This window comes from Leeia oryzae DSM 17879 (assembly GCF_000376945.1).
GTDB classification, from domain to species: Bacteria; Pseudomonadota; Gammaproteobacteria; order Burkholderiales; family Leeiaceae; genus Leeia; species Leeia oryzae.
Map to the genome: position 1 here is coordinate 1 of NZ_AQXU01000024.1, position 13,196 is coordinate 13,196.

Genomic DNA, 13,196 nt, shown 5'->3' on the forward strand with positions numbered 1-13,196 from the left:
TAACCGTGGATATTGCGGTTGTTGGTTGACGCTGTGTGAAGTGGATATAATTTAGACCTGAAAAGAATTACTTCTTCCGTTTTTAGTGGTGAGTGATGAAGATCACTTGCTGCGTGACAAGTTACGCTTGGCAGCCATAGCGCGTTGGACCCACGCCTTCCCATTTCGAACAGGACCGTGAAACGACGTAGCGCCGATGATAGTGAGCATTGCGCTTGTGAAAGTAGGACACTGCCGGGCACCCCACAGGAAGCCCCTGATCTGACGATCAGGGGCTTTTTACGTTTGGGGAAGAGAAAACACCGAGCCAAAAATTCCGAGTGGAAGACCGCAAACCCTCCACAAACACTTCCTGCCATTCAGACTGCTGTCATTGCGCGCCTGATACACATCCCCCTGTCAACTGACTCATGCGAGTGCGACCAGGGCCTGACGCGCCCAGGCGGCGAAGGCCTCGGGGGCGAGGAGTGGGGATGGGGCTTCGCTATTCAGTAAGGGATCTCCTGCGGGAGTTGCCGGATCTCCATGGTGGCGGTGCCGGTGTCGTCCACGCTTTGCAGTAGCACCGGGAAGCCCCACAGGTTGGTGAAATGCTGTAGCGTCTGCTGGCTGAGACGTAGCTGGTCACTGGCGTTATTGCCTGTGGGCCGTTTCTCCATGGGCAGACGCATGTCGTGGGAGTTACACCGGCTCCTCACAAGGGGGCTGGCTACTCGCCCAACCTTGGCATGCTTTCGTGTTTTCGCTGTCGTATTCAGTCCCCAACAGCACTTAACGTGTTGCCTGGATCATGTACTAATTACAGCCAGCTGATACTGGCTTATGCTTATGTTTTAAGGCTGCATGTGCATGGTTCATGCGTGATCTGCGACAGCCTCTATCTGAACTCGGGTAATTTCTTCGCCTGTAAAATCCGCACTTTTTGTAGTAAGTCTCCAGAAATCTTTCTCCAGCATTGCTCATGCTGAGTTCACATGTTCATGTATGTAAGTCTTTGAAATTAAATAGTTAATATTGGTTTCGGATGTTTGTGTGAATGCTATGTCTCCTTTTGTTTCAATTGTTACAGTCAATTAAAAAATACCGAAATGTGCCATTAACGCAAGTGCGGTTTCATGTGTCCAATCCCGGCATAAATCTGCAGTTCCAGATGAATGCCAGGTACGAATCTGCAGAGGCAAACAATGTATTTGCAATGCAAATTCATCTAAAAAACTACTTTAGAGGACACTACCATGAAATTTCAAAAAACGATTCTTGCGGTTGCACTGTCTGGCCTGACTTTGTCTGCTTACGCAGCTCAACCTATCATTGGTCTGATTACCAAGACAGAAACCAACCCGTTTTTCGTGAAAATGAAAGAGGGCGCTGAGCAGTCTGCCAAGCAGTTGGGTGCGAAACTGCTGACCGCTTCTGGCAAGTCTGACGGTGATAACGCAGGTCAGGTTACTGCGATTGAAAACATGGTAGCTGCAGGTGCTAAAGCCATTCTGATTACCCCTAGTGATTCTAAAGCCATTGTGCCTGCCATCAAGAAGGCGCGTGAGCAAGGCGTGCTGGTGATTGCACTGGACAGCCCGACTGATCCGGTTGACGCCGCTGATGCCCTGTTTGCAACAGACAACTTTGCTGCCGGTATTCTGATTGGTAAATATGCGAAAGCAGCTGAAGCTGGTAAGCCTCTGAAGATTGCGACACTGGATTTGTTCCCTGGTCATCCAGTGGGTATTGCTCGTCATAACGGTTTCCTGGCGGGTCTGGGCGTGCAGGGCATTACTACCAAGACAACCGATCTGGCCAAACCTGCTCAGGTGGTTTGTATGGGTGACAGCTATGGTGACCAGGCTAAGGGCCAGACCGTGATGGAAAACTGTTTGCAGAAAAACCCGGACATCAATCTGGTGTACACCATCAATGAACCTGCCGCAGCTGGTGCATACAAGGCCTTGCAGGCTGCTGGCAAAGAAAAAGACGTGATGATCGTGTCTGTGGATGGTGGTTGTGATGGTGTGAAAAACGTGAAGTCTGGTGTCATTGCTGCAACCTCTCAACAATATCCGCTGAAGATGGCTGCCTGGGGCGTGAAAGCTGGTGTGAACTATGCCAAAACCGGTAAGAAAGTTTCCGGTTATGTTGACACTGGCGTGACCCTGATTGCGACTAAGAAACTGGCGGGTGTTGATTCTAAAGATGCAAACTTCGGTATTAATGCATGCTGGGGTACCAAGTAAGCGGATGGCTTGATATAGCCATGTCTGGCAGGGTTTGCGCTTCTCCCCGCATGCCTTGCCAGTCTGTTAGACGATGCGCCGGCTGGTTGATGATGGCTGGCCGGTAATCAGAGGTGTGCAAAATGAAAAAGATATTTCACCAGATTGCGACGATTCCTGCGGCAGGTGCGTTCCTGGCGCTGGCAATCGCCTGTCTGTTCTTTAGTATGCAAAGTGACCGGTTCTTGTCCGGGCAGAATTTCTCGTTGATTCTTCAGCAGGTGATGGTGGTTGGCGTGATGGCGATTGGCCAGACGCTGATTATCCTGACGGCGGGGATTGATTTGTCTTGCGGCATGGTGATGGCGCTGAGTTCGATCATCATGACCAAATTCTTTGATGCATACGGGTTGAATCCGTATCTGTCGATCTTGTGTGGTCTGGCGGTTGCCATGCTGTTTGGCTGGTTTAACGGCATGCTGGTAACCCGCATCAAACTGCCACCGTTTATTGTGACCCTGGGAACAATGAACATTGCTTTTGCGATTACCCAGGTATATTCAGGCGCCCAGACGGTGACCAATGTGCCGGCTGCGCTGACGTTCTTTGGTAATACCTTCCATATTGGCGGCACCACACTCTCTTACGGGACCTTGTTGCTGGTAGCTCTGTATGTGTTTGTGTGGTGGTTTTTGCGGGATACGGCTCCTGGCCGGCATGTGTATGCTGTGGGTAACAGCCCGGAAGCCGCGCGTCTGACCGGTATTCCGACTGACCGTGTCTTGCTGTGGGTTTATACCATTGCCGGCTTGTTCTACGGGATTGCTGCGTTGCTATCTGTGGCCCGAACCGGGGTGGGTGATCCGCAAGCGGGGCAGACGGATAATCTGGACAGTATTACGGCGGTTGTACTGGGTGGTACCAGCTTGTTTGGTGGTCGTGGCGTGGTATTGGGCACATTGATTGGTGCCGTGATTGTGGGTGTGTTCCGTAATGGTCTGACACTGATGGGTGTGGCTTCTGTCTACCAGATTCTGGTGACGGGTATTCTTGTGATTCTGGCTGTGGCAACTGACCAGATGTCTCGCAAACGGGGGTAATCATGAATAACAGTACGCAACAATCGCAAGTACCACTCGTATTGCAGGCAAAAGGGCTGATCAAGCGTTATGGTCATGTGACTGCGCTGGACGGGGTGGATCTGGAGTTGCGCCAAGGCGAGATTCTGGCCGTCATTGGTGATAATGGTGCCGGAAAGTCTTCTCTGATCAAGGCGTTATCTGGGGCGATCGTACCGGATGAGGGTGAAATCCTGCTGGATGGCAAGCCGGTACATTTCAAGAGCCCGATCGATGCGCGTAAACAGGGTATCGAGACGGTGTATCAGGATCTGGCTGTGGCCCCTTCCATGACCATTGCCGAGAACCTGTTTCTGGGGCGTGAAATTTTGAAGCCTGGCATTCTGGGTACCCTGTTCCGGGCGCTGGACAAGAAGAAAATGCTGGAAGATGCCATTGCGCACATGCAAGACCTGAAGATTGGTATTCGTTCGATGAAGCAACCGGTTGAGACCTTGTCTGGCGGTCAGCGCCAGGGGGTGGCAGTGGCGCGTAGTGCAGCGTTTGCCCGGCATGTGGTGATCATGGATGAGCCGACTGCGGCGCTGGGTGTGAAAGAAGGCAATATGGTGCTGGAACTGATCCGCCGGGTACGGGACAAAGGCCTGCCGGTGATTCTGATCAGCCACAACATGCCGCATGTGTTTGAGATTGCAGACCGGATTCATATCCAGCGTCTGGGTCGTCGTGCCGCAGTGGTGAATCCGAAAAATATCGGTATGTCTGATGCCGTGGCCGTGATGACCGGGGCGATGAAGCCTGAAGAACTGGGGAGCGAAGCACATGCTTAAGGGAATTGATCCGTTACTGTCGCCTCAGTTGCTGGCGGTGCTGCGCGAGATGGGGCACGGGGATGAAATTGCGGTGGTGGATGCTAACTTTACTGCTGCTCGGTTGGCCAAGGGTAAACCGGTAATCCGTCTGGATGGCATTACGCTGCATCGCGCATGTGAAGCGATTCTGTCGGTACTGGCACTGGATGCTGCTGTCGAGCAGCCGGTATCTTTCATGAAAGTATGCGATACGCCGGATGACTTTGTCTCTTCCGTGCAGGAAGAGGTGATCAATCTGCTGGTGTCTGAAGGATATGCCGAAGCATCACAGTGTGAGCCGATTGAGCGCTTTGAGTTTTATGACCGGGTAGAGAATGCATATGCCTTTGTGCAAACCGGTGAGCGGAGAACTTACGCTAACTTCATCTTCAAGAAGGGCGTGATTTAGTTCCGGTTTCATTTAATCTCCTGTTTGTTTTTGGGGCTGTACCTGACCACCGTAGGTGATTGGCGTACAGCCTTTTTCTTTGCCTGTTGTTCCGGAATGTTCATCAATTTTTGTGGAAGGAGGCGTGGATCATGGTGCCTGATTTTCTGTTGTCATTGACGGGGTCTTTTGCAATGCCGGCGGCCGAGAACCCGACCGTTGCGATGATGGAGGCGGCGTATCGTCACCATGGTTTGCCTTGGCTGTATATCAATTGCGAGGTTGCCCCGGAAAATCTGGCGGATGCCGTGCGCGGCGCACGGGCCATGGGCTGGCGCGGCTTTAATTGCTCGATTCCTCACAAGGTAGACGTAATCAGGCATCTGGACGGGTTGGGAAAGTCTGCGGCCTTGATTGGTGCTGTGAACACGATTGTCCGGCGTGGCGACTTGCTGATTGGCGAAAATACCGATGGCAAAGGCTTTGTGCAGGCGATGAAGGAGGTGATTGACCCCGCAGGCAAACATGTCTGGATCTTTGGTGCGGGCGGCGCGGCCAGGGCCGTGAGCGTAGAGATGGCGCTGGCCGGTGCGGCAAAGATTACCATTGCCAACCGTGGGGCAGAACGGGGGCTGGAGGTGGTGGATTTGCTAAATCGGCATACGCCTGCCAAAGCAGCGTTTCACGCTTGGCACTCGGAGGTGTCGATTCCGGCGGAGACTGACATCGTGATCAATGCCACATCCATCGGCTTGTATCCGCATACGGAGCAGCGTTTAAACCTGGATGTTGCATCGCTTCGTCCGGAAATGGTGGTGGCGGATGGTATTCATAACCCGCCCCGCACGCATTTGATCCGTGCGGCCGAGGCGAGAGGATGTAGGGTGCTGGATGGTCTGGGCATGCTGGTGAACCAGGGGGCTATTGCGATTAAATACTGGACCGGGATAGACGTAGAGGTGAGCGTCATGCGGCAGGCCCTGAGCGAGATATTTGATGCATAGCACAGGGACAGATACAGATTTTTACACCTGAAACATTTGCCAGATAGCTTTGGCAGGCGGCATGACATTATCCTGTGGTTTTGGATGATGAATGGGAACAGCCAGATGAAACTGTTGCAACGAACGATGTGGCGAGCCGGTTTGGTGGGGATGTTGCTTTGCATGGCGCAGTCAGAGGCAGGCCCCTTGCTGGATCGTTTGCAGACCCTCAGGCAAACCCGGGCGGAGCAGGGTGGGATGGCGGCAGTCAAACTCCCTGTTGGCGTGACTATCAAGAAAGACATTGCTTACGGGCCATTCCAGCAGCAAGGTCTGGACGTGTATGCCCCTGCACATCCGGTGGATGCGCCGATTATGATGATGGTACATGGTGGGGCCTGGCGGATCGGCGACAAAAGTAATGACCGAGTCGTTGACAACAAGGTGGCACATTGGGTCAGCAAAGGACTGGTGTTTGTGTCGGTCAATTACCGGATGTTGCCGGAGGCGAGGCCCGATATCCAGATGCAGGACGTTGCCCGTGCCTTGGCTTTTGTGCAGCAACACGCAGCTGACTGGGGGGCAAATCTGGGCAAGGTGATCCTGATGGGGCATTCTGCAGGTGCGCATCTGGTCGCATTGCTGGCGTCTGATCCCGCACCTGTCAGACAGGCTGGCGGTCGGAACTGGTTGGCAACCGTTGCACTCGATAGTGCCGCGTTTGATATTCCGGCCATTATGCGCAAGCCACATTTTGGTTTCTATGACGAGGCATTTGGTCAGGATGCGGCCTATTGGCGGCAAATGTCCCCGCTTGAGGTATTAAGTCAGCGGCCATACCCATTCTTGGCCGTTTGTTCTACCCGACGGGTCGAGTCTTGCGATCAGGCGAATACCTTTATTCAAAAGGCGGGTCGGTTGCAAGGGATGGCACGCTTGCTGCCGGTTGATATGTCTCATGCCGAGATTAACGAGCAGCTAGGGCTGGAGAGCGAGTATACCCGGCAGGTGGATCAGTTTCTGTCGCAGCAGGATGCACGCTTGCAGCTGTTACTGAACCCTGGCCGCTAACGGACTAGTTACTCCATTGCTGAACCGCGCGCTTCAGGTGTTCGAACGTAATCGGTTTGCTCAGAAAGTCCGTCATGCCGGCTGCCAGGCAGTTTTCCCGGTCGCCTTCCATGGCATTGGCGGTCAGTGCGATGATCGGGGTCTGGAAACCCGCTTCACGGATACGGAGGGTGGCTTCAAAGCCATCCATTTCAGGCATCTGGCAATCCATGAAAATCAGCTCGAACGGTTTCTGCTGCACGGCTTTCACGGCTTCCAGTCCATTGGCGGCAATATCGGGCTCAATATTGAGTTTTGCCAGCATTTTGCGGATCACCAGCTGGTTGACCAGATTGTCTTCTACCACCAGTACTTGCAACTGGCGTGATGGGCTGCTGGCTTCGAGTACATGGGGTTCAGACGTTGCCGGTGGTGTTGCCTGTGTCAGTAAAAGCTCAAAAGAGAAGGTCGACCCTACCCCCGGTTCGCTGACACAGGTGACATCGCCTTGCATCAGTCTGGCCAGCTGGCGGCTGATGGCCAGACCCAGACCTGTTCCGCCAAAACGGCGGCTCATCGAACTGTCTGCCTGGGTAAACTGGTCAAACAGGGTTGGCAGCTGTGCGGCTGCAATGCCGATCCCCGTATCCTGGATATCCATTCTGACCCGCAGCTTGTCATCCGCGGCCATCCACTGGGTTCTGACCAGAACGCCACCCGTTTCGGTAAACTTGAGCGCATTGCTCAGCAGGTTCAGCACAATTTGCCGGATACGGGACATGTCACCCATAAACCAGTGCGGCATGTCGTGCGGGTAGGAAAACTCCAGCTTCAGGTGCTTTTCCCGTGCTTGGGGGACCAGTAGTTCAATGCATTCATGAATGGACTGCCGGAGGTTGAACGGTACCGATTCCAGCGCCAGCTTACCTGCTTCAATCTTGGAAAAATCCAGAATGTCATTGATGATCACCAGCAAGGCTTTGCCTGAATTCAGGATGGTCTGGGTGAACTCTTCCTGCTCAGGTGCCTGTTCGGTCTGCTGCATGAGCTGCGCCATGCCAAGAATGCCGTTCATGGGAGTGCGAATCTCATGGCTCATGGTGGCCAGAAACTCGCTCTTGGTCTTGACGGCCGCTTCGGCGGCATTCTTGGCCTGGATCAGGGCTTGTTCCGCGATCAGCCGTTCGCTGATATCCCGCATGGTGGTGGAGTAATACTCCGGGAATCCGTTATCGCCCAAGTGCGCAATCACCACTTGCGAGACACTGATCACTTCGCCTGTTCGTGTCATAATCGCGGTCTCGCCAGACCAGGCTTTGGACATGAACGCCTGCGGAATTGCTTCGTTCATGACCGTATCGACCACACTGGCCGGGATCAGCGTCGACAGGGTCAGGTCAGACAGGTTGTCCTCTGGGGCGTAGCCCAGCATCTGGCGACCTGCGGGGTTGATATAGGTAATGTTGCCATCCAGCGAAAACGTGGCAATGAAGTCGGTGGTGGTTTCGATGATGGAGCGTTGAATCCGGTTGACCACCTGGGTTTCTATGGATTCTTCTGCCGGCACAGCCGCTTGCTCGCCGGTTGAGGCCTCCGTCGCAGGACCAATATCCCAGAAAGCATCATCCGCGGATGGGGGCTGTGGTGCATCCGTGGCGCTAAGGGTAGGGTCATGACTGACAGGGGCTGGCAGAAATAGCAGGGAGGCCACCAGTATGCACACCGCTACCGGCCAGAACCAGTAAGAAAGACTGATGGCCAGCAGGATGACAAACCACAGGCGAACGTCTCTTAAGCGTTGGCTGACATGAAAGCGGTATGAATGATCTATCTGCATAACTGTATTTATATAGCGTATCTTTCCTCGCTGCTCAAGGTTGTTGACGGGGTGGGAAACCGCTTTATGCAGGCATATTGTCCCAAAGCAAGGAAACAGCATGACGCTTAGCCTGATGGCACTTGCCGGACTGTTTGCCAGCAGTTTTGTCTCGGCCACCATTTTGCCGGGTAACTCGGAAGTTGCGCTGGTGGCGCTTTTGCACCAGTGGCCTGCACTATGGCCATGGGCCTGGCTGCTGGCAACCATTGGCAATACCATGGGCGGTATGACTACCTGGTGGCTGGGCCGGCGGGCGCCAACCCCCAAGGCGAGCAAGACGGTTGAATGGCTGGACCAACATGGTGCGCCGGTCTTGCTGCTTTCCTGGGTACCGTTGATTGGAGACGGCCTGTGCCTGGCGGCAGGATGGTTGCGCCTGCCTTTTTGGGCCTCGCTGCTCTGGATGGCGCTGGGTAAAGCCGCCCGTTATGGTGCTTTAATCGTCATCGCCAGAAACCTTCTGTGAGCCTCTCAGGCAGTCAGGCAGTGGGTTGTATGAAATTTTCTATATAACCCTATGAAAAATATGGTAATTTAATTCGCTTTTACCAAAAATACTTGTTTGTCAAGCCTAGGCAAATCACCTATAACATAGCAAAATACGACTATAAATTTTCTAAATCCGCCCTGGCTTGATCATGACCGCTCGTTTGCGCGAAATTCCGTACAACTATACTTCTTTTTCTGACCGTGAAATTGTAATCCGTCTGTTAGGCGCCCCCATGTGGGATATGCTCGATTCGCTGAGGACCGAGCGCAAAACAGGCCGTTCTGCCCGTATGCTGTTCGAGGTACTGGGAGACATCTGGGTTGTCGAGCGCAATCCGTACCTGCAAGACGACTTGCTGGATAACAGCAAACGGCTGTCTGCGCTGATTGACGCGATGTATCACCGTTTGCACGAGATCGAAAAGCGCAACACAGAAGGTGCGCCTGCTGATCAGGTAGAAAAAGTGAGCCAGTTGCTGGCCTCTGCCCGTGAAGCTGTCAAACGCTTTGCCGAAGGGTTTGAAGAGACCCGTACGCTGCGCAAGCAGATCCTGAAACGTCTGTCCGGCATTACCCGCAAGGACAGCATCTGTTTTGACGGTCTGGCGCGTGTCAGCCATGTGACCGATGCCACTGACTGGCGCGTGGAATACCCGTTTGTGGTGATCAGCCCGGACAGTGAAGAAGAAATCGCGCCGCTGGTGCGTGCCTGTATCGACCTTGGCCTGACCCTGATCCCGCGTGGTGGTGGTACCGGCTATACCGGTGGTGCCGTGCCGCTGACCCGTCTGAGTGCCGTCATTAATACCGAAAAACTGGATACCTTGGGCGAGATCGAGCATCTGGTGCTGCCAGGGCACCAGGACAAAACCGCGACCATTCGCGCCGGTGCGGGTGTGGTGACACGCCGGGTTGCCGATGCCGCGGATGGCGCTGGATTGGTGTTTGCCGTTGATCCAACCTCTATCGATGCGTCCTGTATTGGCGGTAACGTGGCCATGAACGCCGGTGGCAAGAAAGCCGTGATCTGGGGTACCGCGCTGGATAACCTGGCCTGGTGGCGCATGGTGGATGTGAATGGCCGCTGGATGGAAATTACCCGGCTGGATCACAACCGCGGCAAGATTCATGACGTTGAGTCCGTCAGCTTCAAGATTGTCCGCTTTGGTGACGATGACAAGAGCGTGGTCAGCGAAGAGATCCTGACCATTCCGGGCAGTACCTTCCGCAAGACCGGGCTTGGCAAGGATGTGACGGACAAGTTCCTGGCCGGTTTGCCGGGCATCCAGAAAGAGGGCTGTGACGGGCTGATAACGGCTGCGCGTTTTGTGCTGCACCGTATGCCAGCGCATGTGCGGACTGTGTGTCTGGAGTTCTTTGGTGAAGTTAGCCGCGCGACACCGGCCATCGTTGAAATCAAGGACTATCTGGATGCGCATCCGGACGTGCAGTTGGCGGGCCTGGAGCATCTGGACTGGCGCTATGTGCGTGCCGTGGGTTATGCCACCAAGGCCAAGAGCCGTGGCCGCCCGAAAATGGTGCTGATTGCCGATATCGTGTCTGACAATGAAAATGCGGTTGGCGAGGCAAGCTCCCATGTGGTGCGTCTGGCCAATGCCCGTGGCGGCGAGGGTTTTATTGCCGTGACGGCAGAAACCCGCAAGAAATTCTGGCTGGATCGTGCCCGTACTGCGGCCATTGCCAAACATACCAACGCCTTCAAGATCAACGAGGACGTGGTGATTCCGTTGCCGCGCCTGGGGGACTACTCCGACGGCATCGAGCGGATCAACATCGAACTCTCGATTACCAACAAGCTGGAATTGCTGGACAAGCTGGCCGAGTTTTTCGAGAGCGGCAACCTGCCGCTGGATGAAGCCGATAGCCAGGTCAGCCACGAAGAATTGATTGGCGAGCGCGGTGCAGATGCACTGTCACTGATCGGTGCAACGCGTGAACGCTGGCAGTGGATTCTGGACCATCTGGATTCACCATTCGAAGCCTATACCGGCAAGTATCCGGATGCGCCGCTAGAACGCGCGCTAGCAGCCGATGAAGACATGCCGCAGAGCGTGTTCCATTCGCTTCGCGATTTTGTGTTGCGCGTCAGCTGGAAACGCGAGCTGCTGGACGACCTGCAAAGCCTGTTTGCGGGCCGCACAGATGCGCCGGTGCTGGATGGCATTGCCAAGCTGCATCAGCAGGTGCTGCGCGGCCGCGTATTTGTGGCGCTGCACATGCACGCTGGCGACGGTAACGTGCACACCAACATTCCGGTGAACTCGGATAACTACGCCATGCTGCAACGTGCCCACAAGGCTGTGGCCCGCATCATGGAACTGGCACGCAATCTGGACGGGGTCATTTCCGGCGAACACGGTATTGGTATTACCAAGTACGAATTCCTGCAAGACGCCGAGATTCGCCCGTTTATCGAATACAAACAGCGTATCGACCCGAACGGCCATTTCAACAAAGGCAAACTGCTGCCGGGTTCTGACCTGACCAACGCCTACACCCCGTCATTCAACCTGCTGGGCGCCGAGTCACTGATTCTGGAAGCCTCCGAGATCGGCAATATCTCGGACATGATCAAAGAGTGTTTGCGCTGCGGCAAATGCAAGCCGGTCTGTGCCACGCATGTCCCGCGTGCCAACCTGCTGTATTCACCGCGTAACAAGATTCTTGGCGTCGGCTTGCTGACAGAAGCCTTCCTGTACGAAGAACAGACCCGTCGCGGTATTTCCTTCCGCCATTTTGACGAACTGGGAGACGTAGCTGACCATTGCACGGTCTGCCACAAGTGCGTGAACCCTTGCCCGGTCAAGATTGACTTTGGCGACGTGACCGTGGCCATGCGCAACTTCCTGCGCGCAGAAGGCAAAAAGAAATTCAACCCGGGGACAGCGCTTGGCATGGCGTTCCTGACCGCCAAAGACCCGGCTACCATCAAGATGATTCGTGGCGGTCTGGTCGGTGCGGCCTACAAGGCCCAGCGATTGGCTAACAAGGTTGGCAAAAAACTGGGCGTAGTACAGACCCAAACGGCAGCGCCACCTTCCACGGTAGGCAAGCCGACGGTCAAGTCACAGGTGATTCACTTTATCAACAAGCCCATGCCAGGCGGCTTGCCCAAGAAGACATCGCGTGCTTTGCTGGATATCGAAGATCCGGCCATCGTACCGGTGATTCGTAACCCCGCCAGAACGGCGGAGGACAGTGAAGCCGTGTTCTACTTCCCGGGTTGCGGCTCCGAGCGCTTGTTCTCGCAAGTCGGGTTGGCCACCCAGGCCATGCTGTATCACGTTGGCGTACAAACAGTACTGCCGCCAGGCTATCTATGCTGCGGCTATCCACAAACCTCGTCCGGCTTCAAGGACAAGGGCGATGCCATTACCACCGAGAACCGGGTGCTGTTCCATCGCGTGGCCAACACGCTGAACTATCTGGATATCAAGACGGTGATCGTGTCGTGCGGTACCTGCATGGATCAACTGCAGAAATACCAGTTCGAGCAGATTTTCCCCGGATGCCGGTTGATGGATATTCATGAATACTTGATGGAGAAGGGTGTCAAGCTGGAAGGCGTGAGCGGTACGCGCTATATGTACCATGACCCTTGCCATACGCCGATCAAGATTCATAATCCGCTCAAGGTGGCTAACGAGCTGATGGGTACGCAAGTGGACCTGAATGCCCGTTGTTGCGGCGAGTCCGGCACGTTTGCGGCTACCCGTCCGGATATTGCGACCCAGGTACGTTTCCGCAAGGAAGAGGAAATGCGCCAAGGGGCAGAGAAGTTGCGTGCCGAAAGTGGTGATGCCAACACGCCGGTCAAGATTCTGACCTCGTGCCCATCTTGCCTGCAGGGCTTGTCGCGTTACAACGATGATGCCAACACCTCGGCCGATTACATCGTGGTCGAGATGGCTAAACACCTGCTGGGGGCCGAATGGATGGCCGATTATGTGAGCCAGGCCAGAAGCGGCGGGGTAGAACGTATCTTGCTGTAAGGCGTGCCTGATGCCGACCCCAAAGCCGCACCTATTGAAAAACAGGTGCGGCTTTTTTGTGTGCAGGTCTGCGGCAAAGCGGGCGGCCGCCAAGGTCGTCAACGATACCTGGCATGGGCGAATGTAATGTAACTTGGATAACTGGACACACGAGTCATCCCTCATGGTAAAGATATGTCTTTGCCAAGAACGTTTGTGTTTTCGGGTGGTCTGTATCTTATCCGGCGGGCTACATGGCAGGGCTGCTTCCCCGA

Annotated in this window: 10 protein-coding genes and 1 rRNA gene; 9 read left to right on the forward strand and 2 right to left on the reverse strand. The window is 54.6% G+C overall.

Annotated elements, in window-relative coordinates; all coding sequences use genetic code 11:
- Positions 1–126: 126 nt before the first annotated feature.
- Positions 127–240 (forward strand): 5S ribosomal RNA (rrf, locus tag F552_RS0111515).
- Positions 241–488: 248 nt separating this feature from the next.
- On the opposite strand, the gene F552_RS0111520 is transcribed toward rrf, so the two are convergent.
- Positions 489–659, reverse strand: a complete 171-nt coding sequence (locus F552_RS0111520; protein WP_156802304.1) for a hypothetical protein — start codon at positions 657–659, stop codon at positions 489–491.
- A 576-nt stretch (positions 660–1,235) separates the two neighbouring features.
- On the opposite strand from F552_RS0111520, the gene F552_RS0111525 reads away from it, so the two are divergent.
- The 6 genes from F552_RS0111525 to F552_RS0111550 all read left to right on the forward strand — a co-directional run bounded on the left by F552_RS0111525 (position 1,236) and on the right by F552_RS0111550 (position 6,582).
- The gene (locus tag F552_RS0111525; protein ID WP_018151896.1) at positions 1,236–2,231 is read left to right on the forward strand and encodes a sugar ABC transporter substrate-binding protein; all 996 of its coding nucleotides are present in this window, start codon (positions 1,236–1,238) and stop codon (positions 2,229–2,231) included.
- A 122-nt stretch (positions 2,232–2,353) separates the two neighbouring features.
- Positions 2,354–3,310: an ABC transporter permease gene (locus tag F552_RS0111530; RefSeq protein ID WP_018151897.1), complete on the forward strand. Its 957-nt coding sequence runs from the start codon at positions 2,354–2,356 to the stop codon at positions 3,308–3,310.
- 2 nt (positions 3,311–3,312) lie between these two features.
- Positions 3,313–4,119 carry an ATP-binding cassette domain-containing protein gene (locus F552_RS0111535; protein WP_018151898.1) on the forward strand — a complete coding sequence of 269 codons (807 nt, stop codon included), beginning with the start codon at positions 3,313–3,315 and terminating at the stop codon, positions 4,117–4,119.
- Complete coding sequence (locus F552_RS0111540) at positions 4,112–4,549, forward strand: RbsD/FucU family protein (protein WP_018151899.1); 438 nt, start codon at positions 4,112–4,114, stop codon at positions 4,547–4,549. Before F552_RS0111535 ends, F552_RS0111540 begins: the two co-directional genes overlap by 8 nt.
- A gap of 131 nt (positions 4,550–4,680) precedes the next feature.
- Positions 4,681–5,532 (forward strand): shikimate dehydrogenase, encoded by an 852-nt coding sequence (gene aroE, locus F552_RS0111545; RefSeq protein ID WP_018151900.1) that lies wholly within the window; start codon positions 4,681–4,683, stop codon positions 5,530–5,532.
- Positions 5,533–5,637: 105 nt separating this feature from the next.
- The gene (locus F552_RS0111550) at positions 5,638–6,582 is read left to right on the forward strand and encodes an alpha/beta hydrolase fold domain-containing protein (protein ID WP_211208272.1); all 945 of its coding nucleotides are present in this window, start codon (positions 5,638–5,640) and stop codon (positions 6,580–6,582) included.
- Between the two features lie 4 nt (positions 6,583–6,586).
- On the opposite strand, the gene F552_RS19215 is transcribed toward F552_RS0111550, so the two are convergent.
- Positions 6,587–8,398, reverse strand: a complete 1,812-nt coding sequence (locus tag F552_RS19215; RefSeq protein WP_018151902.1) for a PAS domain-containing hybrid sensor histidine kinase/response regulator — start codon at positions 8,396–8,398, stop codon at positions 6,587–6,589.
- A gap of 100 nt (positions 8,399–8,498) precedes the next feature.
- Between F552_RS19215 and F552_RS0111560 the strand changes: the two genes are divergently transcribed.
- Together F552_RS0111560 and F552_RS0111565 are read left to right on the forward strand one after the other, a co-directional pair.
- Positions 8,499–8,906, forward strand: a complete 408-nt coding sequence (locus tag F552_RS0111560) for a YqaA family protein (RefSeq protein ID WP_026182645.1) — start codon at positions 8,499–8,501, stop codon at positions 8,904–8,906.
- Positions 8,907–9,078: 172 nt separating this feature from the next.
- A complete protein-coding gene (locus F552_RS0111565) occupies positions 9,079–12,942 on the forward strand; it encodes a DUF3683 domain-containing protein (RefSeq protein WP_033375508.1) in 3,864 nt (1,287 codons plus the stop codon).
- Positions 12,943–13,196: the final 254 nt, after the last annotated feature.